Source organism: Candidatus Accumulibacter phosphatis (assembly GCF_000024165.1).
GTDB lineage: Bacteria > Pseudomonadota > Gammaproteobacteria > Burkholderiales > Rhodocyclaceae > Accumulibacter > Accumulibacter phosphatis.
This window is the reverse complement of record NC_013194.1, coordinates 1,650,447-1,676,402: the sequence shown is the minus strand read 5'-3', so window position 1 is coordinate 1,676,402 and position 25,956 is coordinate 1,650,447. Positions and strand designations below refer to the sequence as shown.

Sequence of the window (25,956 nt, the reverse complement as noted above, 5' to 3'; positions counted from 1 at the left end):
ACCGTTCGCTGGAATTGCCACCGTGGCCCGGGCACGGCGGTGCATTCCGCCGCCTTCCCGGGGCAGCTAGCCGCCAGCCGGCAGGCTGCCGTCTCCTGGCCAGGCAGCGGATTGCTCTCGCATCCCGGTGGTCCCGCGAGCGGCGCTCGACGCGTCGTCCCGGCGCTCGGGAACGGGCGCCGTCAAGGGAATGTCGATCGTGAAGCGTGTGCCGCGGCCGGGAGTACTGTCGGCGGCAAGCGTCCCGCCCAGCACACTGACGACGATGTTGTGCGCAATATGCAGGCCGAGGCCCGTTCCGCCACGCCCCATGCGCGTGGTCACGAAGGGGTCGAAGATGCGTGGCAGGAGAGACGTCGCGATACCCTTGCCGTTGTCGGCGACTTCGACGACGACGCGACCTCGCACGCTGTTGTCGGCCGAGATGGCCACCTCAGCCTTCTGGTCGTCCGCAAAGGCATGCACGACGGCATTGTCGATGAGATTGGTGATGACCTGCCCCAAGGGGCCAGGGTAGCTGTCGAGAACGATGCCGGCGGCAATCGACACTTTCACCGTAACGGCGCGGTGCTTGAGGACCGGTTGCAGCGTCAGCAGGATCTCGCGGGCGACTTCGCCAAGATCGAACGGGCGGCGTTGCGAGCTGGCTTGATCGACCGCGACCTGCTTGAAACTGGTGACGAGATCGGCAGCTCGTCCAAGGTTGCGCACGGCGATGTCGGTCCCGGTGTCGACCGCCGCCAGCAGACGGTCGAGATCCGAGCGGCGCACTCCCGCGCGCGTCTGCTCCTCGAAATCCGTCAGTCTGGCGCGCATGGTGGTGACCGCCATCACGCCATTGCCGATCGGGGTGTTGAGTTCATGGGCGATACCGGCGACCAGCGAGCCGAGCGAGGCGAGCTTCTCCGTACGTACCAGTTCGTCACGCGCGAGCTGCAGTTGTTCGACGGTGGCCGCAAGCTCGGCGTTGGCAAAGCGCAGTTCTTCCGTGCGCTGGCGCACCCGCTCCTCGAGTTCGGCGTTGAGGGTACGGACTTCGTCCTCGATTCGGCGGATGTGGGTGATGTCCTTGGCGACCCAGATCGTTTGCGGCCGGTTGCCGATCACGAGGGTCCGGGCGCTGATGGCGGCGAGGACGATGCTACCGTCGCGACGCTTCAGCCAGCCCTCGACTTCCCCATAGCCCTCCGCCTGCAGCAGGTCGTAGAGACTCCGCCGCACGCTGAGGTCACACCAGAGACCGAGGTCGAGCCCGTTTCTCCCCAGCAACTGTTCACGTTGATAGCCCAGCAACTGCAGGAGTGCATCGTTGACGCGGACGAAACTGAAATTACTTGCCGGCTCCAGCAGGCCGATGCCGACTGGTGACGCGTCGAAGATAACTCCGAGCGCCCGCTCTCGGTCGCGCACGGCCTCGGCCATCCGTTCGAGGTCGGCCGACAGTTGATTGAGCTCGATGGTCCTGCTGCGCGGCCACGGACCAAGCGTCGTCCCGGCAGCGATCCACCGGGCACGTTCGGTGATACTGCTGATCGGGCGCGCCAGATAGGTCGCCCAGAGCGGAGACAGGACGAGCCCGAAGACGATGGAACTGACCAGCGCGGCCACACCGAACTCGATGGTCGCGGCAATCTGCGGGTTCTTCAGCCCGCTCGGGCTGCGTACGACGAAGTACCAGTCGAGCAGGCGCGAGTGGGCGACTGCGGCGTCGAATACCTCGCCTTCGAAGCTGACCTGCCCGATGCCACCGGCGCTGTCGCCGAGGCTGGCAAGCAACGGCTGATTGGCGAGATTGGCGACGCCGACCCGCGCCGAGTCCTCATCGTCGGCGAGGATCTCGCCGCGCTGGTCGATCACCCAGACGCGCGCATGCCGCTTGCCGCCGGCGATGCGTAGCGACTTGAGCACCTGGGCGAGTGGCATTTCGCCGACGATGACGCTGTCGCCCGACGGCACGCCGACGGCGACGCTGATCACCCCGGAAATCGGCGAATGGTGTTTGTCGCTCCACACCGGTGCACCGGTCTCTCGGACACGCTGAACGAGGAAATGGCGCGACAGATCGTTGCCGAGCAGTTCGGCGCGACGGCCGACGCCAACACGCGAATTGACGGCGGCGCGCAGAACCGTGCCATCGGCGGACACCTGGTAGATCGCCTGGAAAGCGCTGGTGTCCGCGACGGCGTGTTCGATAACCGCCTGCAGTCCGCTGTACGGCACCAGAGCAAGCGTGGACGCTATCAGCTCGATCTGCGTCTGCAGGGCAGCGAGGAGCGCTTCGGTACCCTGCGCAAGGTCGGCGCTTTCCGTCTGCAAAAGCTTGCGGGTTTCCAGATCGATCTGCGGTGCTCTGACCAGGAAGAGGACAGACCCGACGGCGACGAAACTGACCGAGAAGATCGCCGTCAATACCCATGCCAGAGACGTTCGCAGTCGCCAGGCTTTCGGCGCAGTCATTTGTCGCGCACGAAACGACCGTCGCGAACGACCATGAAGTGGGCCGTACGTTGCGCATCGCCATTGGCGTCGAAGAGGACCTCCTGCTGCAGGCCCTGGTAGGGGCCGAACTTGAGCACCGCATCCTTTACTGTCATGTCGTTCGGGCGACGCGCGAGCGCGCCCATGACCACGCTGGCGGCGTCGTGACCCAGGACGCTGGCGAACACCGGGGGCTTGCCGAAGCGCTTCGCATACGCATCGCGGAAGGCCACATAGCGTGGCGAGGTATCGTCCTGGTCGTAGTTCTGAACGAGCATCAGACCTTCCACGGAACGTCCTCCGAGTTCGATCAGTTGCGACGTCGCAGCCCACTCGGCGGCGATCATCGGGATCCCGGGGCGGAACTTGTAGGCCTGCTGGGCAAGGCGTGGGACATCGACCGAGTTACCGATGAGCAGGAGGCCGTCGGGTTGTGGCGCGAGCAGGCGGTCGACAAGGTCGCGATAGTTCTCGGCAGCTGAGTCGAAATAGTGGCTGGCGCTGATGGTCCCACCGAGCGACTCGAAGACAACGCGAAACTCGGCCAGCCAACTGTCGGCAAAGACCCGGTTGTTCTCATTCACGGCGACACTGAGACGGCGCAGGCCCTTGGCGTGGTAGTGCCGCGCATAGTTGCTGCCGTTGTCGCGAGTGGTCCAGTTGATGCGAACGAGCAGATCGTCCTTTCCGTAGAACTGAGTGGCCGTCGCGCTCGGCGATACGAGCAGTATCCCGGCGTTCTCGGTGACCGACTGCACGGGGGGCACCATGCCACTGGTCATCGGCCCAATGATCACGTCCACACCGGCAGCAACCAGATCTTCCGCGGCCTTTTGTGCGGATGAGGCGTCGGCGCCGGTGTCTCGAATCAGGACATCGACGCGCCGACCCTTGAGCAGTTTGCTATCGCGGGCGCTCTCGATGGACATCAGCACGCCGTTGCGACCGGCCTCGGCAAGATCCGATGAGCGCCCGGTCAGTTCCGCGAGGAAGCCGACGCGCAATGGCGGCTGCTCATCGCAGCCGGCGAGTGCCAGGGCACCCGCGCACAACAGACCGACAAGCGCCCAGCATCGACTCATCCGGCGGCACACCCGCCAGCGGCGAGCCAGGCGACGAAATCGGCCTCGACCATCGGTCGTGCGAAGTGGTAACCCTGCGCTTCGTGGCAACCGAGCGCGCGGACGGCAAGTGCGACGGATTCATTTTCTACGCCTTCGGCGATGACGCGCAGACCCAGTTCGCGACCGAGGGCGATGATGGTCCGGGGGATGCGCGCCGCGCCTTGGCCACGCTCGAGCCCCTGGACGAAACTGCGGTCGATCTTGAGGCGATCGGCGGGCAGGCGCTCGAGATAGGAGAGCGACGAGTAGCCCGTCCCGAAGTCGTCGATGGCAACCGTGATGCCGCTATCGCGCAAGGGCGCGAGCGTTTCGATGGCCGCCGCCAGGCCGCCGACGGCAACCGATTCGGTGATCTCGAGTTCGACGGCGTCGGCCGGCGTCGCTGTCTCGCCGAGGATCTGCAAGACGCTGTCGGCGAAATCGGGACGACGCAATTCGATCGGCGAGACATTGACCGCCATGCGCAGATTCGGCGCGCCTGCCGCACGCAAACGATGCAGAGCCAACATCGCTTCGCGCAGGAGCCAATGGCCGATGTCGATGATCAGACCTGATTGTTCGGCCAGCGGAATGAAGCGGTCCGGGGGAATCATCGTGCCGTCAGGCAAGCGCCAGCGCAACAGTGCTTCGGCGCCGATCACCCGGCTGGTAGCGAGATCGATCTGCGGCTGGTACACGAGATGCAGGCGATGGCCTTCGAAGGCGCGGCGAAGGTCGTCGAGAAGACGGGCGCGCGAACGAACTTCGTTGGCGAGATCGGCCGTATAGGTGACGATCTGGGCAAGTCCGGCGGCCTTTGCGCGCTTGAGCGCCAGGTAGGCGTCCTGGACGTATTCCGCGCCGGGGCGAAAGCCGGCGTTCAGGAAGACGATTCCGGCGGAAGCGGACACGGACTGCCGGATCCCCATCAGCGAGAACGGTTCGGCGAAGCAGAGACCGATTGCCTCGGCAGTGACTACCTCACGCTGCCCGACCACAGCAAAGGCATCGCCGGAAAGACGTGCGATGTAGGCCACCGGACCAAAAAACTCGCGCAGACGCGCACCAGTCATCTTCAGTACCAGGTCGCCGTAGTGTTGTCCGAGGATGTCGTTGACGGTGGCGAATTGATCGACATCGACGACCGCCAGGACGCCGTCACCGTTCGGAGCGATCTGGGCTCGCTGATTCAGTTCGACGATCAGTGCGTTACGATTGGGCAAACCAAGCTGACGGTCGAAGAAGGCGTCCCGCCGCAACTCCGCGACGAGGTCGACGTTCTTTGCACACAGGGCAATGTTGCTGCAGAAGACCTCGATCAGATGCTGGTCGAGCGGCGGTATGGGACGGGCGGCGTCGATGAAGGCGGCAAAACCCTCCTGCTCGGACTTCGCGAAGTAGAGTGTCGCGCTGTGGCGTCCGATACTGCTGACCCGACTCTCCAGGGCAGCGGTCAGAGCAGCAACGATGCGCAAGTCGTCGATCTCTTTCAGCCGGTGGTGGATGAGCGAACGGAAGCTTCCAGCTGCAGCAATCACCTGATAATCATTGGGTCCGGCATCGCCGGCGCGGGTCTCGGCAACGGCGCAGACCAAGCCTTCCGGCGGTACTCTGACGAGCGCCGCGATCTGCGTGATCAAGCCTTCAGCGAAAGCCTGCACGCCATGCTTGGCATTGAGCTGGTTGCTCGCCGCGACGATCATTTCCAGGCCCCGCCTGTTGGCCTCGAGACGCTGCAACTGATCGTAGGAGCGGATGGCCATGGTCAGACTGGTGAACAGCTTGCTTTCGCTCAGTTCGGCCTTGGTCTTGTAGTCGTTGATGTCGTAACGGGAGATCGTCTCGGCCTCCGGAGCATGGCCCGGTTGCCCCGTGCGCAGGATAATGCGCGTATTCGCCAACGCCTCATCGCTGCGGATGGTCTCGACCAGACGAAGGCCCGCGTCATCGCTTTCCATGACCACATCGAGCAAGACGACGGCGATGTCGGGCTGCGCGCGCAGCACGGCCAGCGCCTCGGCACCCGAGTGCGCGTGCAGCAATGCCAGAGGTCGGTCGAGGATGGTCATCGTCGCCAGCGCAAAGCCCGTCACCTCGTGCACACCGTCGTCGTCGTCGGCGACGAGAACGAGCCAAGGTCTCCGGCCGTCGGGATCTTCGCCACGCGGCTGCCCATCCTCGATGAACAGAATGTGATCGTCGCTTACAGACATCTTCTACCTCACCTACCACAGTGGATTTGTCCGCGTCCGTCGGCGCGAGCGAAGCGGACCCGATCGCTCGAGCCTGGGGCCTGCAAGGGCAAACACCCACTTTGCAAGTATAGGCTAAAACCAATCAGACCCTGACAGCCTGATGCGGGAGTGATGGAGTACGCGGGTCTGCCGGCGAAAGAAGGGAAGCGCGAAGCGGCCAGACGCCGCACGCGTGCGCTAACGTGCCGAGCTTTGCTCCGGCACCTGGTCGATCCTGAGCATCGCCACCAGTGCCAGCAGACCCAGAGCAACGGCGAACCAAAGGGTTGTCAGGCGGATGATCACGGTAGCCGCCAGCGCCAATGGCTGAGTTGACCCGATCAGGATCAACAGCCCGACCATGGTCGCTTCAACGCCTCCCAAGCCACCTGGCAAGAAGCTGATGGCGCCGACGAGCATTGCAAACGCATAGATGAAGACGGCAGCCTGCCAGCCTATGGGCGCTTCCATCCACTGCAGGACAAGATAGAAGGCATAGGCCTCGGCGCCCCAGGCAGCGATTGAAAGCACCAGTCCGAGCAAGAGATGGCGGCCGTGCAAACACGTCTGAACGTGTCCGAAGACCCCGCCGACAGCTTCCAGCCCCGCATGAAAGCGGCCTGGAACAAGCCGCGTAACCCACACGCCCACGCGGGCACGCCAAGTGGGAAGACGCAGGACCAGGAGCACCGTCAGGACGACGAGGCCCAGGCCAACCAGCACGGGGCGCGCCGAGTCGAAGGCCCAGAAGCCGATGGAAGCGAGGATGAGCACGCCGAGCAGGTCGGACAGCCTCTCTGCGAGAAAGGCCCCCAGGCTGCTCCGGTAACTCATTCCGCGGCTACTCAGGAACAGGCTGCGCACGGCTTCGCCGGCCTTCCCGGGAACGATCGTCAGACCGAATCCGGCCAGGTAGATCACCAGGCTCTCCCCACTCGGGATGCCGCACCCCAAAAGCCGCAGGAAGTATTGCCAGCGCACGAACCGCAACAGGTAATTGACCAGCGACAACACCAGGGCGATCGCCACGCCGCCGGCGCCCACCAATCCAAAGGCATGCGAGACCTCATGCCAGCCCCCCGATACCGACACGCCGAGATAGGCCAGGCCGCTCAGCACGGAGGTCCAGACCAGCCAGTGCTGATTGCGGCCGGACAGGAAAGTGGACAGTTTTGAATTCATGGTTGTCAAGAAATCAGCATCAGCGTCGCGGCAAGCCAGCACGCCACGGCGCCCCCCAACCAGGCATCGCGCACGATGTCGTGGGCGGTATCCGTCCCTTTGTGTTGATGATGCAGCAGGTAGATGTAGCGAAACACACCGAAGATAACGAAAGGAACCGTATAGATCAGGTTGGCCGTGTGATGGACGCGAATGGTGTCCGGACTCATGGTGTACAGGCTGTAACTCATGATGACGCCCGACGCGGTGATGCCGATCATCTTGTCCAGCAGCACCGGGCTGTAGTGCTCGAGAACGCGACGATGTGCAGAGTGTCCATCACCGAGCGTCAGCACTTCGGCTCGGCGCTTGGAAAACCCCAGAAAGAGGGTGATCATCACGCCACAGAGCACCAGCCATTGCGATGGCGGAATGCCCACACCCACCGTCCCCACCAGGATTCGCAGCATGAAGCCAGTGGCGATGATGAACACATCGATCAGGACCACATGCTTGAGATGCACCGAGTAGGCGATGTTCAGCACGCCATAGCCGAAAAGCATCGCCAGGGCCGCGGGCGACACCCACCAACCGAGACCGAGGCCAAGCGCCATGAGCACTATCCCGAGCGCCGCCGCCGCCGTCACACTGACCCGCCCCGCAGCCAGCGGCCGGTTCCGCTTGGTGGGATGCGCGGCATCGGCAGCGCGATCCAGGATGTCGTTGAGGGTGTAGACGCTGCTCGAAACCAGGCTGAAGCCAAGCGCCGCGCCAATGACCTTCAGGACGAGGTCCGAATCGCCCCATAGATGTCCAAAGATCAGGCCGGTAAACACGAAGGAGTTCTTCACCCATTGATGCGGGCGCATCAGCTTGATCAGGTCCAGCAGCTTTTTCAATTTCGTTCACCTTTCGGCATGGTGCGGTAATACGGATGGTCCGCCATCGCCAGCATTTCCCGGTCACCCCGGCTATCGCCGTAGGCATGAATGATTGCCTCCCTGGCCCCCAGCCACGCACGCAGTCGGCTGGCCTTCTGTTCGCCGTAGCAATTCCCGCCGTCCAACCGGCCCGACACCAGTCCATTGTCGTCACTGGCCAGTTGCGAACCGATCACGTGGTCGAAACCAACCGACTTCGCCCACGGTTCCAGGTAGTGGACCAAGGAGGCACTCACCAGAACGCAGACATGCTCTTGCCGCTTGTGCCAGAGGAAGCGGGCGTAGGCATCGTCCAGCAGCATGGCGGGCACGCGCTCTCGGGCGAAGCGTGTGCCGATGGCCTCGATGTCCGCCAGTGGGCGCTGGTGAAGGAAGGTGCGCAACAGCTTTTCCTTGGCCGCGTCATTACGCATCAGGCGGGCCGCGTAAGCGAGCAGGGCCGGTGAAGCCCTGGTCATCTTGATGGCGAAATTGACCGGCCCTGCGGCGTAGAGGAGAAACGGCAGGAGGCTGTCTCGCCGGGTGAGTGTGCCATCGAAGTCGAAGGCGGCAACGGTAATCTTCCCGGTATCCATTCAGAGTTTCAGTCGCTTGAAGAGCTTCTCTGGAATGTGGCGAATGATCAACATGATGTAGCGCCAGAACCAGGGAACATAGACGACGTCGCGTCGCGCCAGGACGGCGCGAACAATGCGCTCGCCGACGTAAGCCGGGCTGGCAACGAGGAACATCCCGGGAAGTCCGTAGGTCATCGGCGTATCGACAAACCCCGGCTTCACATCGACCACGGTCACCCCAGAAGTGAAGAGGCGGTTGCGCAGTCCTTGCAGATAGATGCTGAAACCGCCTTTGGCGGCCCCATAGACATAATTGCTTTGCCTGCCCCGGTCACCCGCCACGGAGGAAATGCCGACGATGAATCCCGCTCGCCGTTCCTCCAGGTAATCCGCACATAGAGCGAGAATCGCCGCGGGACCGACGAAATTGGTCAGCAACACGCGCTGCAGTTGTGGTTGATGGCGTGACGACGGAGAATCGCCAAGGTAGCCCACGGCAACCACCACGCCGTCGATCCCGCCGGGGAGGGACTGTACCTCGGAGAAGAATACGCCGTGCGTCTCCAGACGGTCGACATCGAACTCGCGGTGGCAGGTCTGATTGCCGAAACGGATAGCCAGATTGGTGGCGTCCCGTTGCAGTTCGTCGATGTCACGGCCCGCCAGGCACAGATGGTAACCTGCCGCCGCCAGGGTGCTTGCCGTCGCCCGCGCAATGGCGGACGTTGCCCCCAGAATCAAGACCCACCCTTTCATGCGGCGCCCCCAATCTCCAGGCGTCGGGCCAGACTCGAGGTGATCCGGTGCTGCGGATCCAGTTTGTTCTTGACGGTCAGCCATTCCTCGTAACGTGGATACATCCTCCGGAACGACGCCGCGCTCAGGCGGGCATCCTTCGCCAGATACACGCGCCCGCCGTGTTGAATGACCAGTTCATCCAGCGCATCGAGCAGCTTGAATAGATCGGGATCCCGCAAACTGAGGTCCAGTGCGAGAGTGTAACCGGGCATCGGGAACGAGAGCATCCCGTTTCCTGCCGGCCCCATGCGCTTCAGCACGGCCAGGAAGGACGCGTGCCGACTGCTGGCAATCCGCTCGAGCAGCTTGCGCATGGCATCGAAGGCGCCGGCTTCGGGGATGACGCACTGGTACTGAACGAACCCCCTCGTCCCATACATCCGGTTCCAATGGGAGATGTTGTCCAGCGGGTAGAAGAAGGAACGATAATCGGCAATGAAAGGGGCACGCTTGCGCGCTTGCGCAGCGAAGTAGGCCCCGTTGAACAGGCTGACACACGTCGGGTTGAGCACCCAGGCCGGCAGGTTGACCGGCACGGACAAGGCCCTGCCTGCTGGCAAGTCGTAAGGTTTGGCGCGGGCCTCGACCGGCAGTTCGTCGCACGCGGCATGATGCCCGGCCATGAGTACGCCGCGACCCAATCGCTTGCCAGCGGACAGACAATCGATCCAGGCGACGGTGTAGGGGGCATCGCGGTCCGGGTCGGAAAAGTGACGGAACAGTTCTTCGAGATTCGTCGCCGCGTAGTGCCTGGCTTGCACGTAAGCGCTGGAAATCGGGCGCAACTGCAATTCCACTTCGCCGATGAACCCGGTCAGACCCATTCCACCCACGGTTGCCCAGAACGTCTCCGGATTCGCGGTCGGCGAACAATCGATCGGGCCAGCCCCCGGTATCGCCAGGTGGATGGAATTGACGTAGTTGCCGAAGGAGCCATCGCAATGGTGATTCTTGCCATGAACGTCGGACGCCACCGCACCGCCGAGGGAAACGAAGCGTGTCCCCGGAGTCACCGGGAGAAACCACCCACGCGGCACAATGACGCGCAGCAGATCGTCCAGGCTGACGCCCGCCTCGGCGCGCAGCACCCCACGCTCCGGATCGAAGACCGAGATTCGGTTCAGCCTTTCGCTGAGAAACACATGCCCACCCTCGTTGAGGGCGGCGTCGCCGTAACTCCGTCCCAGACCGCGGGCGATGCCCGATTCCACGTCCGGCGAGAACTGCCGATAGCGCTCCGGTCGATGCAGGGTGCAGACCTGTCGTGGATAATTGTTCCACGAGGCCACGGGTGCAATCATTGTCGTCAAAGCGCATCTCTCCCAAGCGAACACCCAAAACCTCGTTGCCCCCGTGTCGCCAACCAGACCATGACGCAAATCGCGCCGCCGCGGATGTCACAAAGCGCGGCCCGATTGTGCCGGGCCTGACGTCAGCAGCGGTCCGTACCTCCGTGACCTCCTGTTGACCGACCATGCGTCTGGATCCCCTGTCTTCTTGTCTAGTGGGCTACCGAGGAGCAACAAGAGGACGCTCGCCGACAGCGCCGGTGCTTGGCGGACTACGTGCTCGTGCCCTGCGGCAGTTACTCGTCCGGAGAATCGCTGTCGATCGGCACTTCGTCGGTCTCGGCGTTCTGGTCGGTTGTTGCCCGCTGTTGATCGGCCGCCTTACCGGGGACCAAGTTCTTGACCACCGGCACGATCTCCGAATGCCTACCCCCGAGCAGGCGATATAGCTCCACTAGCATCTTCGCATGCGGGGCATGCTCCAGGCCAGTCTTCACCAATTGCTTGGCCTCCGCCTGTCTGCCGGTTTGCATCAGGTGCTCCGCCCAATGGGAATAAGCGGGCCAGTAGTCCGGTTTGATTGCCCGCGCCCGTGAAAACGCCTTCTCGGCAGCACCTAGATCCGAGGCCAAGAGTCGAGCCTCTCCGATGCGCGTGTAGATCTCCGGCAACAGTATGAAATTGGGGTCTTTGAGATTGTTCAAGACGTAGGTGTATTCACCGGCTGCGCCTTCTAGGAGGACCTTCCGTTCCCTTGGCGGCACTCCCGGCCGAAGTGCCCTGTTGCGATTGACCAGACCGCGACAATAATGATGCATGGCCCAAAACGTCTCACCCATTTGGGCCACCCACTTCTTCGCCAATGGTGATGCATTGCTGCCCCATTTATCGCCGTAGCCGGCGAAGCCCTGAGTATCCTTGCAGTATATTGGGAGCACAGCCCGTTCAGCATCGGTCGTCTCATACATGGCGAAGGCCTGGCCTGATGCCCACATCAGTACTACTCCGGCAACCAGCCGAAGCCGGCTTCCCATGTGGCGTGTCTTCATCGTCTTGCGCTCGTGCATGCCTTGCCTACTCCCTCGTACTTGAATGCAGTGATCAATGCTGGCGGCCCCAAGTCCTTCCACCACCCAAACTCCACAGCTGCCCCCGTCGGCCACGGCCAAACGACCCTCCCGAGGTTGAAAACGCAACCAGCGCAGCGGCGGCACTGGCAACGTCAGAACTGGAGCCGAACGCGATACCACCGGACAGCGTGCGTCGCACGGCCCCTGTCTAACGGTCATTGCAGGACAGGTAGCCACCCCGTATCATGAAATATTCAAAGGCGCGGTCTGCTCGCCAGCCAAAGTTCGAGGCACCAGGGGTGGTGCTGACGGAGGCACCTGAGCGATCCTGCCATGCTCTTTTCTTGGCATCGCGACGTCATCGTCGGCGATGTCTATTGGCGACGGAAAGCAGGGTTGTTTCACATTGAGTGCTCATCGAGTGGATTGGGCTCAAGATCATATTTTGCCAAAATATTCTCCATTGGTCTGTGGGAAATACCACGGATAGGCGCTCAAGCCCGGCATCATGGAGCCACCACCCCCAGCGGCTGACGCTCAGCCCGGCGAAAATTCTCTTGTTTTCAACGAACAGGAGCATTGTTCATGGCGGAGAGCCACGTGGTTACGGCCCTGATCAGCAAGCGCGCCGAACTGGCTGGGCTGATCGAGCATCATCAGAAGGAAATGGATCGTCTGGCGGATGATCTGGCCCACCTTGACGCGACCCTCAAGCTGTTTTCCCCGGAAGTCGACCTGCGGACGATCCGGGCCAAGGCCCACCGGATGCGGAGCCGTTTCTTCCGGCCGGGGGAATGCCAACGCCTGGTTCTGGACATCTTCCGCGAGGCTCAAGGCGCGGCGTTGAGCAGCCGCCAGATCGGCCAAGCGCTGGTGGCACGCCAGGGACTGGAACCGACCACCGTCATGATCGAGCAGATGCGGAAGAACGCCATTGGCGTGGTGCATCGCCTGGAGCGTACCGGCACCCTGATCCCTGCCGGCCGTGACGGGCACGGCGCCACCTGGGCGGTCGCCTGACGCCTTCACACCGCCAGGCTTTCCCCCAGTCGGTGGTTGCCCTGCCAGTACCCGCACCAATCCCGACTCACCAGGGCACGGGTGCGCTTGCCGAGGATGTCCCGGAAGATGTCACCGTTGCTCCAGCGCCGGGTGTCTTCCCGGTAGGCCATCTCGTTGGCGTAGTTGTCGAGGTACTTCGGAGCCGCCTTGTGGATCTGGCCGATGTGGAAACGGCGGAAGCGGGAGAAATACGATTCCGCCAGATTGTTGGTCGTGCCGTCATCGGCGCGGTACTCCTTGCCGTGGTTCACCCGGCGAACCGCGTACTTGGCAGGGAGCCGGTCGTAGGCGTCCGATTCGTCGGCACAGATCACCGAACCTGGCGCGATGTAGACTGGCGCCAGTTTGCCGAGGTCGGCCTGGTTCTCATTCTTGACGATGAAGGTCAGCGTCTTCTTGGCCCCGGCGTTGCCGGCCTCTACCTCCGCCTCGGTGTGCGCCTGACGCCTCACCAGGATGCAGCGCTTGTCCGGGTCTTGATTCTCCGCCAGGCGCCGGTCTACCCGGTCTTCCTTCTTGTTCTCCGGCCGGACCTTCCCGCCGACATACGCGCCATCCACGTGTATCTCGCCCTGCAGGGCGGATTCCTCCCGGTCCACCAGCAGGCTCTCCCGGATCTTGTGCAACAGCACGTAGGCGGTCTTGTGGGACACGCCCAGGTCGCGACCCACCTGCAGCGCGGAAATGCCCTTCACGGCGTTGGTAAACAGGATCACGGCCGCCAGGTACAGGCGCAGCGGCAGCTTGTGGAAGGCAAAAATCGTTCCGGACGTGACCGAAAAATCCTCCTGGCAGCCCGCACAACGCCAAATCTTGCGCGCCGGGCGAAAGTAGTGCCGATGCTCCATGCCGCAGTGTGGGCAGACCACTTTCTCCCCGTCGCCCCAGCGCAAGCCGCGGAACAGCGTAAACGCGTCGTCGTCACTCATCGCCAGGACCTGAACCACGGACAGGGTACGGGCTTTGGCTTTCAGGAGGAAATGTAAACTCATCGCACGGGCTCATGGGGTTGGGTCATGAGCCGCAGTGTAGGGCGCTAGAGGCTCACAGAATGAGCTCGCCAGAAGAACAGGGGCGGCGTCGCCGCCAAGCCCGGCGGACGAGTGGGGTGGCTGCTCCATAATGCCGCGGTTTTCGGCAACTGAGGCGCAGAGAGGTGGCCCCGTTTGTTTGGACAGAAAACGTGCTTTGATAAGTGGAACCTTGCCAGTTGTGGTCGACTGACCGGTGATACGGTTGGTTTTGACCTTCCGGGATTTTATACAAAACGAATAGAGCTCGGTGGAGCTTGTGGGCGAAGGGACGCGCGGTGGGAAAGTCGCCAGACTTTTCCACGGCAAGCGGCCCGGTGCGCGACAGCGCATCGTCCACAAATCCACGGAGTCCCTTCCTCATGCCTTACGCCGCTGGTCGGGTTGCGGACGCGATTGCCGCGAAGTAGGCGACGTTCGGCGTCTTGCCATCCAGGGAGCGATGGGGTCGTCGCTCGTTGTAGAAGCGTAGATACGTGGCCAGGTTGGCCTTCGCATCGGCGACGCCGTCATAGGCCTTGAGATAGACCTCCTCGTACTTGACACTCTTCCACAGACGTTCGACAAAGACGTTGTCCCGCCAGGACCCCTTGCCGTCCATGTTGATCCGGATGTGGTGCATCTTGAGCAACCCCGTGAACTCACCGCTGGTGAATTGACAACCCTGATCGGTGTTGAAGATCGCTGGGCGACCGTAGCGGTGGATGGCTTCTCGCACCGCGTCCAGACAGAAGTCGGTCGTCAAGGTGTTGGAAAGCCGCCAGGCAAGGACCCGCCGCGAGAACCAGTCGATCACGGCGAACAGGTAGAGAAAGCCCCGGCGCATCGGGATGTAGGTGATGTCCGCCGCCCACGCCTGATTGGGCCGCTCGATCGCGAGGCCGCGCAGGAGATACGGATGGATTTCATCACCCCGCTGCCGACGAGAGGTGTTGGGCTTCCGATAGAGGGCTTCGATCTCCATGCGCGCCATCAGGGTGCCGATGTGCTTGCGCCCGGCCTCGAAGCCCTCGGGGCGCAGAAGATCGCGCAACATGCGTGTGCCGGCGAACGGGTGCTCGATATGTAACTCGTCTATCCGCCGCATCAGGGTCAGGTCCGCCGGCGAGACCTCACGTGGCGTGTAGTACGCGCTCGAACGGGCAAGCCCAAGCACGGTGCACTGATGCGATACGGGGAGCTTGTGGTTGCGGTCAATCATCGTCTTGCGCTCAGCAGGCCCGCCTTGGTGAGCGCATGTTCTAAGAAATCGTTTTCCAGCGCTAACTGACCGATCTTGGCGTGCAGTTTCGTCAGGTCCGGATCACTGCTTGCGGGGCTGCTGGCGTCACCAAAAACCTGGACCGCACGCTCCGTCAGTTGCCGCTTCCAGTCCGTGATCTGATTCGGGTGAATGTCATACTGCTGCGCCAGCTCCGCTAGCGTCTTGTCGCTCTTCAGCGCCGCCACTGCCACTTGCGCCTTGAATGCCGGTGTGTGGTTCCGCCTCGTCCTTCTTGCCATGCTCTTGCTCCTGGTGTGGCCGCTTACGCAGCCGTTCGTGGGGGCAAGGCTACCACCTATCCTCCTGTCCGAATTTCCGGGGCCCGCTCTCCCGGCGCTGGAGCAACGGCCACATTCTCCTGGATATCGTCGGCAAGTGCGCCCGTGCCCTGGTCAGCCGGGATTGGTGTGGGTACTGGCAGGGCAACCACCGGCTGGGGGAAAGCCTGGCGCTGTAAGGGTGTCATGCGACTGACCAGGTCGCGCCGTGTCCGTCACGGCCCGCGGGAATCAGAGTGCCGGTGCGCTCCAGGCGATGCACGACGGCAATGGCGTTCTTCCGCATCTGCTCGATCATGACCGTGGTGGATTCCAGGCCTTGGCGTACCGCCAGGGCTTCGCCGATCTGGCGGCTGCTCAGCGCCGCGCCCTGAGCCTCGCGGAAGATGTCCAGAACCATGCGCTGGCATTCCCCCGGCCGGAAGAAGCGGTTCCGCGTCCGGTGCTCCTTGGCGCGGAGCGTCCGCAGGTCGATTTCCGGGGAAAACAGCTTGAGGGTCGCGTCTAGGTGGGCCAGATCAACTGCCAGTCGCCCCATTTCCTTCCTGTGATGCTCGATAAGCCCGGCCATCTCGGCATGCTTGGTTACCAGGGCCGTCACCACGTGGCTCTCTGCCATGAAAAATGCTCCTGTTCGTCGAAAACAAGTGCATTTTGGCTGAGCCGACGGCTACGCGCTGGGGGTGGTTGCTCCATAATGCCGCTAAATCTCAGTCTGTGATAACATCCCGCATCTCTTAGCAGAGCGCCCAGCTTGCGCGGCGCGTCACTACAGGACGTTCGCTTGGGCTCTGTCCGCAAGTCCGTTTACTACTCCCTGGCGCAGAACTATCTTCTCATGGTTCTACAGCTCGCCACCACCATGGTCCTCGCCCGCATCCTGCGGCCCGATGAAGTAGGGATATTTTCGGTCGCAGCATCGCTTGCCGCGCTGGCTTCCGTGGTCAGGGATTTTGGCGTCGCCGAGTACCTTATTCAGGAAGCCAATCTTACGCGCGACAAGATCCGTGCCGCGCTGGCGATCAATATCATGGTCTCGTGGACCATGGCGGCGTTGATGTTTGGGGGCAGTTTCGTGGCCGGGGAATTCTATTCTCAAGCGGGAATCGGCAGCGTCATGCGCGTTCTGGCCTGCAACTTTCTGCTGATTCCCTTCGGCGCCATCACGATGGCCTACTTTCGGAGGCAAATGAACTTCGCTCCGAACTTCCGCATCACCATGGTCGCCGGCGTCGCTTCTTCCATTGCTGCAGTGGCCTTGGGAATGTCGGGTTTCAGTTATATGAGCATGGCTTACTCATCCCTGTTGGGCGTCGCGATCACGGTGGCGATGACTCTCGCCATGCGCCCGCCGGAGTTGCCACGCTGGCCGGGACTCAAGGAAATCCGAGGAGTCCTGGCGTTTGGCGGGTTCGCCAGTGGCATCTACGTCTTTGGCCAACTGGGCAGAAGCGCGCCCGACCTGATCATTGGCCGCACCTCCGGCATGGAGGATGTAGGCTTCTTCAGCCGCGCCAGCGGCTTGCTGGAGTTGTTCGTACGCACGGTCATGTCAGCCGTCCACAGTGTCGCCCTACCCTATTTCGCGGCAACGCGACGAGACGGTGGCAACGTCAGCGAGGGTTTCCTGAAGACCGTCCTGATGACGACCTCGATTGGCTGGCCCTTCTACGCGGTCTGTGCGTGTCTGGCTTTACCGGTGATTCGTGTCCTCTATGGCGACCAATGGGACGCGACGGTGCCCTTGGTGCGTATTCTCTGCTTTGCGATGGCTATCGACCTCGTCCTCCTGATGTCCACGGAGCTGCTTCTGGCCCTCTCGGAGGTCCGGAAAGCCAGCCTGCTGCAGGTGAGCATGCAGGTCTTGCGCACACTGATTATCCTCGCCGCCGCCCCTTTCGGCCTCTCGACAATCTGCTACGGCCTAGTTGTGACAAGCATCTTGAATGTGGTATTGGCATTCTTCTTCTTGGCTGGCTCGATCACCCTGCTCGGTCGCGATGTTGCGAAAGCCTGCCTGCCAGGCTGTGGAATCACGGCTACCGCGGTACTTGGCGCGCTGAGCGGAGTATTCATCGCAGAACAACTGACGGCCCCGTACATCGGCCAACTGGCGGCAGGAGGCGTGCTGGCGTTGACGGCGGCCCTTGCCGCCGTTTGGCTGACTAAGCACCCCTTCGCCAACGAACTCAGGCTATTGCGGAAACGATTGCCGGTCGGCGCTAGGCAGGACCGATCCAAGTGAGAACCTAATTAGCAATGAGCGTCAGCTGAGCGCATCTGGTGAGCCCAGCGGGGCTTAGCCTGGACTCCGTCACTACACGGAGAGCAGCGCCATGGCCATGAATCGAATCCAGTTTCAACCGGGGTTGTCGATGCCGGAGTTCACCCAGCGCTTCGGAAGCGAGTCGCAGTTCGCAGCAGCCTTGGAGGCGGCACGTTGGCCGAACGGGTTTTCCTGTCCGCGCTGCGGTGAGCGGGCGCACTGTGTGCTGCGCGGGGGGTCGTGCAAAGTGTTTCAGTGCAACGCCTGTCGGCATCAAACCTCGCTGATCGCCGGAACGGTGTTTCAGGGCACCAAGCTGCCGCTGACCGTGTGGTTCCTGGCGATCTACCTCATCAGCCAGGCCAAGACGGGTCTGTCGGCGCTGGCTCTGAAGCGGTATCTGGGAGTGAGTTATCCCACTGCCTGGCTTATCCACCACAAGCTGATGCGGGCGATGGAGCAGCGGGAAGAACGCTATGTGCTAAATGGCCAGGTGCAGGTCGATGACGCTTACCTGTGCGGCGAACGAACGGGCGGCAAGGCAGGGCGGGGTTCTGAGGACAAAGTCCCGTTCGTGGCCGCGGTTTCGTTCAGCGATGAAGGCCACCCCCTGCGTGCCAAACTCACGCTGATTCCCGGTTTTACCCTGAAGGCAATTGCCGAGTGGGCCAAGAGCAACCTCGCACCGGGATCGACGGTGCTGTCGGATGGTCTGGCTTGCTTCAACACCGTCACCGACGCCGGCTGCGTTCATCAGCCGACCGTCGTCGCCGGGCGAAAGCCCAAAGACCTGCCAGAGTTCAAGTGGGTCAACACGGTCTTGCGCAACCTCAAGACCAGCCTTTCGGGTTGCTACCACGCGCTTGCCTTTCGCAATCCGTTCGGGTGGGGTAGGTTGCGCCTGCTGCATGAAGAATGACGGGAAATGAGGGAACTCCAGGGCTTCCGTACTCGGATAGCATAGTCTACTTCGTCATATTCAGAGAGGCAAAAATTGCTGACGGCCAGACTTTATGACAATAGCTTGTAAACCCGCGCGAAATCGGGTCTACTCTCGTCTTTTGGACGACAGAAATGACTCTGACGAGGGGGGCAAGCCTGATGTGCTGTTTCCGGGAAGTGGATGACCCGCGTAAACGCAGCAATGGGACACTGCATGACTTCCAGGAAGTTCTTGTGATTGCTATCGCAGCCGTCCTCTCCGATTGTGACACCATCGAAGACATCGCCCTTTGGGGACGTGAGAAGGAAGATTGGTTGCGTCAGTTCCTGGTGCTGCTGAACGGCGTGGCCTCCGAGGAAACGTTTCTGCGCATCTTCCGAGCCCTCGACCCGAAGCAATTTGAGGCGGCGTTCCGCCGTTGGGTGGCTGGGGTGGTCGGTACCCTGACAGGCGGCCTGGGGGTGGATGGCAAGACGGTACGCGGGTCGGGCAGTGGCGGCGAGAGCGCCATTCACATGGTCAGCGCCTTCGCGACGGAACTGGGCGTCGTTCTCGGCCAGGAAAAAGTCGCCAGCAAGAGCAATGAGATTACCGCGATCCCGGAACTCCTGAAGGCACTGTATATCAACGGGTTGCTGCTCACCATCGACGCCATGGGGTGCCAGAAGAACATCGCCCGTCAGATCACGGACCAGGGCGGCGACTACCTGCTGGCGGTCAAAGGCAACCAACCGACGCTGCTGGACGCGATCGAGACGGAATTCATTGACCAGTACCAATCGGACGACGTCGACCGCCACCGCCAGGTGCACCCGTCCCATGGCCGGATCGTCGCTCAAATCGCTTCGGTGCTGCCCGCGGAAGGGATCGTTGATCTGGCCGATTGGCCCGAATGCAAGAAGATCGCTCGGGTCGACTCCCTGCGTAAGGTCGGTAACCACGAGTCGAAGCTCGAGCGGCGCTACTACATCAGCTCTCGTGAACTGACGGCCGAACAACTCGCCGCCGCGGTGCGAGCCCACTGGGGCATCGAGAACCGCCTTCACTGGGTTCTCGATGTCAGCTTTGGCGAGGATGCCAGCACCATACGCAAGGGCAACGCCCCACAGAACCTCTCCCTCCTGAAGAAAATCGTCCTCAACCTGATTCGTCTGGATACCGCCGACAAGACCAAGACCAGCCTGCGCCTGAAGCGCAAGTGCGCCGCTTGGACGGACGACGTCCGGATGAGGATACTGGGTTTCACTTCCCTGGGCTTCACTTCGCAATGACATCCGAGTGAGCAAGCCCTGGGGGGAACTCATGCCGGAAATGAGAAATCCAGCTTCATGGAATATTGGCATTGGCTAATAGGGCACCAACGCCTTAGGGAAACGCTGATTTAATCGCAGCATATCCGCATGGTATAATACGGGCATTGAGCACACGCCGGGTAGCGAGATGAAGCAGATCAGTTTTTCCGAAGTGGAATTTGAAGGCAAGAAGCGGACGACGCGTCGAGAGGTGTTCCTTTCCGAAATGGAGAAGGTAACCCCGTGGGCGGAGGTACTTGAGGTGATCGGGCCGCACTACCCGAAGGGGAAGCGGGATCGCCCGCCGGTGGGTCTGGAGCGGATGTTGCGGGTGTATCTGGTGCAGCAATGGTACGGCCTGTCGGATGAGCAACTGTGTTCCAAGTCAAGCGTTTTTAGGGGCGTTTGGGTGTTCTGGATTCCAGGGGATACCCGATTTGACGATCGCGTTCATAATCGTCAGCATCTTATGCATGCAAGCGACCAAGGCGACCTTTTTGAGCTTGCCTTTGGCGAGCAACCGTTCGTAGAAGATCTTGATCACCGGGTTGTACCGTATGGCGCTCAGGGCCGCCATGTATAAAGTGGTACGCACTGTCGCGCGACCCCCCCAGGTGATGCGCTTGCCCTTGTGGCGACCGCTGTCCGCGTTCAAGGGAGCCACGCCGACCAGCTTGCCAATTTGCGCATGGGTGAGTTGCCCCAACTCAGGCAAGGCGCCCATCAGAGCCGCTTGCATGCAGGGCCCGACTCCTTTGAAATCCTTGAACAACGCGAGCTTCTGAGCAAAATGTCCCTTCAACATGCCATCGATGTTCTTGTCAATCAGCGCAATCTGCCGATCGAGCATCTTGAGTACCAGCTTGATGCTTTTGTGCTGCGACGGATGGCTCGTGGCCAAGCGGTTTGCCTCCGCCACGCGCATGGCGACCAACTGGTTGTGGCGCACCAGCAAGGCTTCCAGTGCCTCCTGGTTGGCGTCGGGCAGTTTCATCAACAGCCGCTCCCGCTGCGCGGACTGGTGCAGCGTTCTCCCAAAGTGCGAGAGCACTCGCGCATCAATGGCGTCCGTCTTGGCGAGGTATCCCATTGATTTCGCGAAATCCCTCGCCTGCCGTGGATTCACCACCATCACCGGCAGACCGGCCGCACAGAGCGCCGCTGCCACTGGGCGCTCATAGCCACCCGTGGCCTCCAACAGGATCACGCCAATTCGCTCCGCAAGCAGCTTCAGCCGGTTCACCAAGGCTCCGATCTCCTTCCCGCTGTTGGCGATGCATTCGGTCTTGGACTGGTCGTCCAGAGCAAGTTCGAGCGTGTCTTTCGCAACATCAATGCCGGGGAAAATCAATTCCGGAACGTTCATCTATAGCCATCCTTGCAAATACGAGGTCACGCTCTTGCGACACGCGCCAACAAGCAACTGTTCGGTATCCAGACAAACGGCTGACCAAGCATGCCAAGTGCTCATCCACGGGCTTGAGGTCCCAGAGGGACAGCGGGCTATGCCTGGCCTTCCGAACTCTCCTCGACAACATTCATGCGGCTCTCCGTCACCCACACCTTGGGGCTCTGCCCCAAACCCCGCACTCGCCGTGAGGCAGGGCTGGGGATGATACACCCCTCCCCAGCCCCTGCCTCCAGCGTACTTGGCTTACAGGGCGTCAAGAGACTTTCGCGGCATAAACGCGAGAGAAAAAACCTCTCTCGCATTTATTCCACGGTTCTCTTGACCCCCTTCCAGCCATTCCTTCCCGCCCTCTCCCAGATGAACCAAAAGCCACGAAAGAAAGCATACAAGGGAGTCGAGGATGCGATCACCGACAGCCAAGCGTTGCGGGCGTTTGTCAGGATCGACCTGTCGCGGGAATCGGCACCGGATGCGACGACGCTGCTGCAGTTCCGGCACCTGCTGGAGAAACATGAACTGACGAAGAAACTGTTCGAGGCGATCAACGGCAAGCTGTCTGCCGCGGGGCTGATGATGCGGGAAGGAACGATCGCGGACGCAACGATTATTGCCGCACCGCCGTCGGTGAAGAACGAAGCCAAGGCGCGCGACCCGGAGATGCACCAGACCAAGAAGGGTAACCAGTGGTACTTCGGCATGAAGGCGCACATTGGTGTCGATGCCGAAAGCGGCTTGGTGCACACGGTGGTGGGCACGGCGGCGAACGTCGGGGATGTGACGCAGACCGCACAGGTACTGCACGGAGACGAGAAGACGGTGTATCTGGATGCGGGCTACACCGGCGTCGAGAAGCGGGAAGACCTGAAGGAGCGGGACATTGACTGGCAGGTCGCGATGAAGCGCGGCCAGCTCAAGGCCGTGCCGGAAGACCGCGTGCTGGGTCAGTTGTTGCGCAAGTTGGAATCGGTGAAGGCCAGCATTCGGTCCAAAGTCGAACACCCTTTCCACATCGTCAAGAACCTGTTCCACTTCAGGAAAGTGCGTTACAAGGGCCTGGCCAAGAACACGGCGCAGCTGCACACCCTGTTCGGCCTGGCCAACCTGATGATCGCCAAGCGGCGCCTGTTGGCGCTCAACGGCCAAGTTGCGCCCTGATGGACGAAGAAGGCCCGGAAACGGGTGGAAAAATGGGGAAAGCCACGTCTGATCGACCGAAACTCATGCCCAAGTCATAACGGGCCAAGTTTGGCACTGCCGCGGCTGGTTTCGCGTCGTCGAGTCTGTCGAAAAAGGGCGTTGATCAGCGTTTCCTTAGCCAGGGCCTGAAAGAAAAAGTTCCAACATTTTGATGAAAGGAAACGCGGTGGACAATCGTGATGTGAAGGGAATGGCCAATGTCAATGACGGTCAGAGGCTGCCTATACCGACAAGTAATCCGCATGCAGCAGCACGATTCATCGGAGAATGGGTTTCCAGCCTCAACCCGTTTTGGTTGCCGGTCGGCCTTTTCCTCACCGTGCTACTCTCTCGAGCGGCTTTTATAACAGACGGTTTCGGCTCGCATCCGGACGAATGGCGAGTAGTTCGCAGCGGGGCAGTTTTCTGGCTCGATGGCATGTACGTACCATCCCGTCTCCCAGGCTACCCTTTCAATGAGCTCCTTATGGGAGGCGCAGCACTGCTCGGAGGGCCAAGACTATGCGCCCTCCTGACGACGCTCGTCTCTGCGGTTACGGCATTGTTGTTTCTGCGCTGGGTACGCCTTAACGCCGTGGAAGGACCAAGCTGGCCCGCGTTCGCACTCGCCTTGCATCCTTGGTTCTGGGCTAGTGGAATCACCGCCCTCGATCCAGCTTGGGGCCTGGGGCTCCTTGTCGCGGCACTTCTCGCGATCGAGACGAGAAATTACTTTTGGGCGGGCTTTGCGAGTGGTCTCGCGATCGGCTTCAGACCGACTGCGGCGCTTTGGGGCGGAGTTCTTCTTCTAAGTACCATCCACAGAAGCAGATCCTTGCATAGTGCCATTGGATTCGTGGTCGGCGCCTCAATTCCCGTTGGACTCCTACTGGCGTTATTGTTTTCTGGCGACAATTACCTCAAGAATACGTCCAGTCTTTTCGATAGCCTCGCGAAAGTTAACGTTAGACAGATAGTGCTTGCCGCCGCTCGTACCGTCGAGTTTCTCGGCGGAATTCCGGGGGCCGTGGCAATCTTGACTATTACCGTCTGGAGGATGGCAAGTGTCCGAGCATTTCTTGGGAAAAACTTCGGCGCCGTCTGGCCTTTGGCAGCTTGCTGCATCCTGTTCTTGATTCAGTATGTAATCATCTCCGATAAGCCGGAATACCTTTTCCCGATAATGCCCTTCATGCTTTTGACCTTGGCGGGTGCGGTTCGTTGGCAGGACTGGACGGCATTGTTAGTAATCTTCATTGTCACTACGTTTGTGGCTCTTGATCTGGGCTCTTGGGGCCATGGGGATAAGCCGGTCTTTGACGTAAGGCTTGTATCGGGGCCTGTCCCGCACTACGTAAGCCGGATACAAAGTCAGACTCAAACGGCGGCGCGCCTTGCTTCACATAGCCGAGAACACGATGCCGTGATTCGCGAAGACGTACCGTCCTATCATGTTTTTGAGCGTGCCTACATAATAGACCTCTTGCGGTACTCATCAGTACGCGGAACGCAAAATGAGCAGATACCCCTCTTGCTAGAGTTTATAAGGAGATCACGAGGTGAGCCTTTGCTGGTCCGCGAATGGAACGAAATCCGGATTTCGGAAGGCAGCCTCGTCGGTTTGTATTATCCGGCCAAGAATACCCTACTTATTGAGTCTGGTAGCCCAGACTCAGATCAGGCGTTACTCATGGCTGCACGAAGTGCGAGCGAGTTCAAGAAATCCAGACAGCGGGAGGGTTCTTGAGAGTTTATGTCCAGGGCCTTTCCACTCGAAAGTCATAATCCCCCAGGACCTCGCCACTCGGACGACATAATCTCCTTCGTCATATAGAGAAAAGGGGGAAGCCGTTAACATTCATAGCTTTATGCCATGGTTGAGTAACTTCTCAAAAACTGGTTTCTCAAAAACTGGTGGTACGGCTCATGCGGCCCGTTGGCGCATGAGGTCGGCGAGGGGTGGCACTTTGCCGGCGTTGGTGAGGCGGTCAGTGAGATAGGCCCAGAAGGAGACGCCGAGCTTTCGGCAGGTTTTCTTCAGACTGGCGAAGGTGTCGCGGCACTGGCGGCCGAGATCGCTGCGGGTGCCGCCGCTGATTTTGCGCACCTTGACGTAGTCCCGGATGTCGGTTTCGCTGGCGTTGGTGTGCAGCGGCATGTCCGGTCGCGCCAGCACCCGGAGCAGGTCGCCTTTGTGCTGTCGGATACGCCGGAGCTGTCAATTTGCGGCACATTAAGGCCAGCGAATCGCGGCGTAATGCGGCCAGCAGAAGTGGCTGTTTTAGCGGTTTCGGACGGGTCGGTTTTACGCCGTTTTCAGGCTTCTTGCAACTTGGCAAGAGGCGACCGGAAGGGTGTCCAGGGGACCGTGGAATAAATGTCGGCTGTTTGGCGTTTATGCCGCGAAAGGGCGTCGGTGTAGTATATTGGCATGATCCCGGGGGTGGCGGGGTGTGGGTGTCCGAGGAGGTTGGCATGGCAATGCGAGTGAAGCCGGAGACAGGCGAGGTGGGCCTCAAGCAGCGGTATCGGGTGACGAACTGGTCGGAGTACGACCGGGCACTGGTCAATCGAGGCAATCTGACGATCTGGTTCGACGAGGCGAGTATCCGGGACAGTTGGACGCCACCGCGTCCGATCGGACGCGGCAAGCCCGGGTGGTACTCGGAAACCGCCATTCAGACGTGCCTGACAATCAAGACCTTGTTCCAGTTGCCGTACCGCGCGACGGAAGGACTGATCAAGTCGCTGATGCGCCTGTGTCACCTGGACCTGCCGGTGCCGGACCACACCCACATGTCGCGACGTGCCGGAGAGCTTTCGGTGAAGATACCGCGCCGCCCGCGTCAGGGGCCGACGCACGTGGTGGTCGATTCGACCGGTCTGAAGATCCTCGGCGAAGGCGAATGGAAAGTGCGTCAGCACGGGGTGGGCAAGCGCCGCACCTGGCGCAAGATCCATCTGGCGGTCGACGAAACCACCAAAGACATCATCGGCATCGAAGTGACCACCACCGCTTACCGTGAAAGAACCCTGTGGAGAGGCCAAGCGAAGGCTTGGCGCCTGATGCCATGAAGGAGCGGCTCGACGGGAGAGATAGTCAGGCGGCGGCGGGGATAAAGCCGTGCTTTCTGAGCATTTTCAACCAGCGAGGGGCGTTACGTGTAACCGACATGGCTTCGAAGTCGACGACCGAGTCCCGGTAATGCGTCTGTCGGCGGATCAACAAGAAGACGGTTTTGAGGACCTTGTGGGCGATGGCGACAATGGCGCGTTTATGGCCTCGTCGCAAGCGTAGGGCCTCGAATTTGGACTTGAAGGCGCATTGGGTACGACTGGCGGCGTGAGCGAACTGGCAGAGCAAGCGACGAACCCAGGGGTTGCCTTTTCGGATGCGCCCGGACTTCCGCTTCCCGGCGGACTCGTTGTTGCCAGGACAGATGCCGGCCCAGGAGGCCAGCCGATCCACCGAGCCGAAGGCATCCATGTCGTTGCCGATCTCGACCAGCAGCAAGGCGGCGCCAATGGCGTCGATGCCGGGGATGGTTTGCATCAGCGCCAGGGTGGTCCGATAGGGCTCTAGTAGTTCGTTTCAACAATAG

18 protein-coding genes and 6 pseudogenes are annotated in these 25,956 nt (G+C 61.2%); 9 read left to right on the top strand and 15 right to left on the bottom strand.

What is annotated here, in order from left to right:
* Positions 1-66: 66 nt before the first annotated feature.
* From CAP2UW1_RS23605 to CAP2UW1_RS07335, 9 genes are all read right to left on the bottom strand, one after another.
* On the bottom strand, positions 67-2,457 hold the full coding sequence (locus CAP2UW1_RS23605) for a sensor histidine kinase (RefSeq protein ID WP_015766015.1): 2,391 nt from the start codon (positions 2,455-2,457) through the stop codon (positions 67-69).
* Entirely contained in the window at positions 2,454-3,560 is a 1,107-nt protein-coding gene (locus CAP2UW1_RS07370; protein WP_015766014.1) for an ABC transporter substrate-binding protein, read from the bottom strand. Before CAP2UW1_RS07370 ends, CAP2UW1_RS23605 begins: the two co-directional genes overlap by 4 nt.
* Positions 3,557-5,794 (bottom strand): GGDEF/EAL domain-containing response regulator, encoded by a 2,238-nt coding sequence (locus CAP2UW1_RS07365; protein WP_015766013.1) that lies wholly within the window; start codon positions 5,792-5,794, stop codon positions 3,557-3,559. The genes CAP2UW1_RS07370 and CAP2UW1_RS07365 overlap by 4 nt, the downstream gene beginning before the upstream one ends.
* A 219-nt stretch (positions 5,795-6,013) precedes the next feature.
* The gene (locus CAP2UW1_RS07360; protein WP_015766012.1) at positions 6,014-6,997 is read right to left on the bottom strand and encodes a lysylphosphatidylglycerol synthase transmembrane domain-containing protein; all 984 of its coding nucleotides are present in this window, start codon (positions 6,995-6,997) and stop codon (positions 6,014-6,016) included.
* Positions 6,998-7,002: 5 nt separating this feature from the next.
* Positions 7,003-7,875, bottom strand: a complete 873-nt coding sequence (locus tag CAP2UW1_RS07355) for a decaprenyl-phosphate phosphoribosyltransferase (RefSeq protein ID WP_015766011.1) — start codon at positions 7,873-7,875, stop codon at positions 7,003-7,005.
* Positions 7,872-8,492 (bottom strand): HAD-IB family hydrolase, encoded by a 621-nt coding sequence (locus tag CAP2UW1_RS07350; protein WP_015766010.1) that lies wholly within the window; start codon positions 8,490-8,492, stop codon positions 7,872-7,874. Before CAP2UW1_RS07350 ends, CAP2UW1_RS07355 begins: the two co-directional genes overlap by 4 nt.
* Complete coding sequence (locus tag CAP2UW1_RS07345) at positions 8,493-9,230, bottom strand: SDR family oxidoreductase (RefSeq protein WP_015766009.1); 738 nt, start codon at positions 9,228-9,230, stop codon at positions 8,493-8,495.
* Positions 9,227-10,573, bottom strand: a complete 1,347-nt coding sequence (locus tag CAP2UW1_RS07340) for an FAD-binding protein (RefSeq protein ID WP_015766008.1) — start codon at positions 10,571-10,573, stop codon at positions 9,227-9,229. Before CAP2UW1_RS07340 ends, CAP2UW1_RS07345 begins: the two co-directional genes overlap by 4 nt.
* Positions 10,574-10,857: 284 nt before the next feature.
* A complete protein-coding gene (locus CAP2UW1_RS07335; RefSeq protein WP_015766007.1) occupies positions 10,858-11,628 on the bottom strand; it encodes a tetratricopeptide repeat protein in 771 nt (256 codons plus the stop codon).
* Positions 11,629-12,216: 588 nt separating this feature from the next.
* On the opposite strand from CAP2UW1_RS07335, the gene CAP2UW1_RS07330 reads away from it, so the two are divergent.
* Positions 12,217-12,651, top strand: a complete 435-nt coding sequence (locus CAP2UW1_RS07330) for a hypothetical protein (protein WP_015766006.1) — start codon at positions 12,217-12,219, stop codon at positions 12,649-12,651.
* A 5-nt stretch (positions 12,652-12,656) separates the two neighbouring features.
* On the opposite strand, the gene CAP2UW1_RS07325 is transcribed toward CAP2UW1_RS07330, so the two are convergent.
* Both CAP2UW1_RS07325 and CAP2UW1_RS07320 read right to left on the bottom strand, forming a co-directional pair.
* Positions 12,657-13,685, bottom strand: coding sequence for an IS1595 family transposase (locus CAP2UW1_RS07325; RefSeq protein WP_015766005.1), 1,029 nt, complete (start codon positions 13,683-13,685; stop codon positions 12,657-12,659).
* 406 nt (positions 13,686-14,091) lie between these two features.
* A protein-coding gene (locus tag CAP2UW1_RS07320) for an IS3 family transposase (RefSeq protein WP_085953040.1) occupies positions 14,092-15,227 on the bottom strand; the annotation gives its coding sequence in 2 pieces (ribosomal slippage) (positions 14,092-14,969 and positions 14,969-15,227; 1,137 coding nt in all).
* Positions 15,228-15,316: 89 nt separating this feature from the next.
* Here CAP2UW1_RS07320 and CAP2UW1_RS26345 point away from each other — a divergent pair.
* A pseudogene (locus tag CAP2UW1_RS26345) lies at positions 15,317-15,445 on the top strand (IS1595 family transposase); the annotation flags it as partial.
* A 5-nt stretch (positions 15,446-15,450) separates the two neighbouring features.
* Here the strand turns inward: CAP2UW1_RS26345 and CAP2UW1_RS07310 are convergent.
* Positions 15,451-15,885 carry a hypothetical protein gene (locus tag CAP2UW1_RS07310; protein WP_015766002.1) on the bottom strand — a complete coding sequence of 145 codons (435 nt, stop codon included), beginning with the start codon at positions 15,883-15,885 and terminating at the stop codon, positions 15,451-15,453.
* Positions 15,886-16,050: 165 nt separating this feature from the next.
* Here CAP2UW1_RS07310 and CAP2UW1_RS07305 point away from each other — a divergent pair, with 165 nt between their 5' ends.
* From CAP2UW1_RS07305 to CAP2UW1_RS26025, 4 genes and pseudogenes are all read left to right on the top strand, one after another.
* The gene (locus CAP2UW1_RS07305; RefSeq protein ID WP_015766001.1) at positions 16,051-17,511 is read left to right on the top strand and encodes a lipopolysaccharide biosynthesis protein; all 1,461 of its coding nucleotides are present in this window, start codon (positions 16,051-16,053) and stop codon (positions 17,509-17,511) included.
* A 91-nt stretch (positions 17,512-17,602) separates the two neighbouring features.
* A pseudogene (locus CAP2UW1_RS07300) lies at positions 17,603-18,406 on the top strand (IS1595 family transposase); the annotation flags it as partial.
* A gap of 227 nt (positions 18,407-18,633) precedes the next feature.
* A complete protein-coding gene (locus CAP2UW1_RS07295) occupies positions 18,634-19,746 on the top strand; it encodes an ISAs1 family transposase (RefSeq protein ID WP_041567752.1) in 1,113 nt (370 codons plus the stop codon).
* A gap of 169 nt (positions 19,747-19,915) precedes the next feature.
* Positions 19,916-20,143: pseudogene (locus CAP2UW1_RS26025) on the top strand (transposase); the annotation flags it as partial.
* 9 nt (positions 20,144-20,152) lie between these two features.
* Here the strand turns inward: CAP2UW1_RS26025 and CAP2UW1_RS07290 are convergent.
* Positions 20,153-21,133, bottom strand: coding sequence for an IS110 family transposase (locus CAP2UW1_RS07290; protein ID WP_012806694.1), 981 nt, complete (start codon positions 21,131-21,133; stop codon positions 20,153-20,155).
* Positions 21,134-21,379: 246 nt separating this feature from the next.
* Here CAP2UW1_RS07290 and CAP2UW1_RS07285 point away from each other — a divergent pair, with 246 nt between their 5' ends.
* Complete coding sequence (locus CAP2UW1_RS07285) at positions 21,380-22,333, top strand: IS5 family transposase (RefSeq protein ID WP_412566869.1); 954 nt, start codon at positions 21,380-21,382, stop codon at positions 22,331-22,333.
* 208 nt (positions 22,334-22,541) lie between these two features.
* Complete coding sequence (locus CAP2UW1_RS07280) at positions 22,542-24,101, top strand: hypothetical protein (RefSeq protein ID WP_015765998.1); 1,560 nt, start codon at positions 22,542-22,544, stop codon at positions 24,099-24,101.
* Positions 24,102-24,278: 177 nt separating this feature from the next.
* Here CAP2UW1_RS07280 and CAP2UW1_RS07275 read toward each other — a convergent pair.
* Positions 24,279-24,569, bottom strand: a pseudogene (locus CAP2UW1_RS07275) (IS66 family transposase); the annotation flags it as partial.
* A gap of 260 nt (positions 24,570-24,829) precedes the next feature.
* On the opposite strand from CAP2UW1_RS07275, the pseudogene CAP2UW1_RS07270 reads away from it, so the two are divergent.
* Positions 24,830-25,399: pseudogene (locus CAP2UW1_RS07270) on the top strand (IS5 family transposase); the annotation flags it as partial.
* A gap of 55 nt (positions 25,400-25,454) precedes the next feature.
* On the opposite strand, the pseudogene CAP2UW1_RS07265 reads toward CAP2UW1_RS07270, so the two are convergent.
* Positions 25,455-25,937, bottom strand: a pseudogene (locus CAP2UW1_RS07265) (transposase); the annotation flags it as partial.
* Between the last annotated feature and the right edge of the window lie 19 nt (positions 25,938-25,956).

Excerpts from the sequence above, each read along its gene's own strand:
- CAP2UW1_RS23605 (WP_015766015.1), bottom strand. The coding sequence starts at position 2,457 with ATGACTGCGCCGAAAGCCTGGCGACTGCGAACGTCTCTGGCATGGGTA.
- CAP2UW1_RS07370 (WP_015766014.1), bottom strand. The coding sequence starts at position 3,560 with ATGAGTCGATGCTGGGCGCTTGTCGGTCTGTTGTGCGCGGGTGCCCTG.
- CAP2UW1_RS07365 (WP_015766013.1), bottom strand. The coding sequence starts at position 5,794 with ATGTCTGTAAGCGACGATCACATTCTGTTCATCGAGGATGGGCAGCCG.
- CAP2UW1_RS07360 (WP_015766012.1), bottom strand. The coding sequence starts at position 6,997 with ATGAATTCAAAACTGTCCACTTTCCTGTCCGGCCGCAATCAGCACTGG.
- CAP2UW1_RS07350 (WP_015766010.1), bottom strand. The coding sequence starts at position 8,492 with ATGGATACCGGGAAGATTACCGTTGCCGCCTTCGACTTCGATGGCACA.
- CAP2UW1_RS07345 (WP_015766009.1), bottom strand. The coding sequence starts at position 9,230 with ATGAAAGGGTGGGTCTTGATTCTGGGGGCAACGTCCGCCATTGCGCGG.
- CAP2UW1_RS07340 (WP_015766008.1), bottom strand. The coding sequence starts at position 10,573 with ATGATTGCACCCGTGGCCTCGTGGAACAATTATCCACGACAGGTCTGC.
- CAP2UW1_RS07335 (WP_015766007.1), bottom strand. The coding sequence starts at position 11,628 with ATGCACGAGCGCAAGACGATGAAGACACGCCACATGGGAAGCCGGCTT.
- CAP2UW1_RS07330 (WP_015766006.1), top strand. The coding sequence starts at position 12,217 with ATGGCGGAGAGCCACGTGGTTACGGCCCTGATCAGCAAGCGCGCCGAA.
- CAP2UW1_RS07325 (WP_015766005.1), bottom strand. The coding sequence starts at position 13,685 with ATGAGTTTACATTTCCTCCTGAAAGCCAAAGCCCGTACCCTGTCCGTG.
- CAP2UW1_RS07310 (WP_015766002.1), bottom strand. The coding sequence starts at position 15,885 with ATGGCAGAGAGCCACGTGGTGACGGCCCTGGTAACCAAGCATGCCGAG.
- CAP2UW1_RS07295 (WP_041567752.1), top strand. The coding sequence starts at position 18,634 with ATGTGCTGTTTCCGGGAAGTGGATGACCCGCGTAAACGCAGCAATGGG.
- CAP2UW1_RS07290 (WP_012806694.1), bottom strand. The coding sequence starts at position 21,133 with ATGAACGTTCCGGAATTGATTTTCCCCGGCATTGATGTTGCGAAAGAC.
- CAP2UW1_RS07285 (WP_412566869.1), top strand. The coding sequence starts at position 21,380 with ATGATACACCCCTCCCCAGCCCCTGCCTCCAGCGTACTTGGCTTACAG.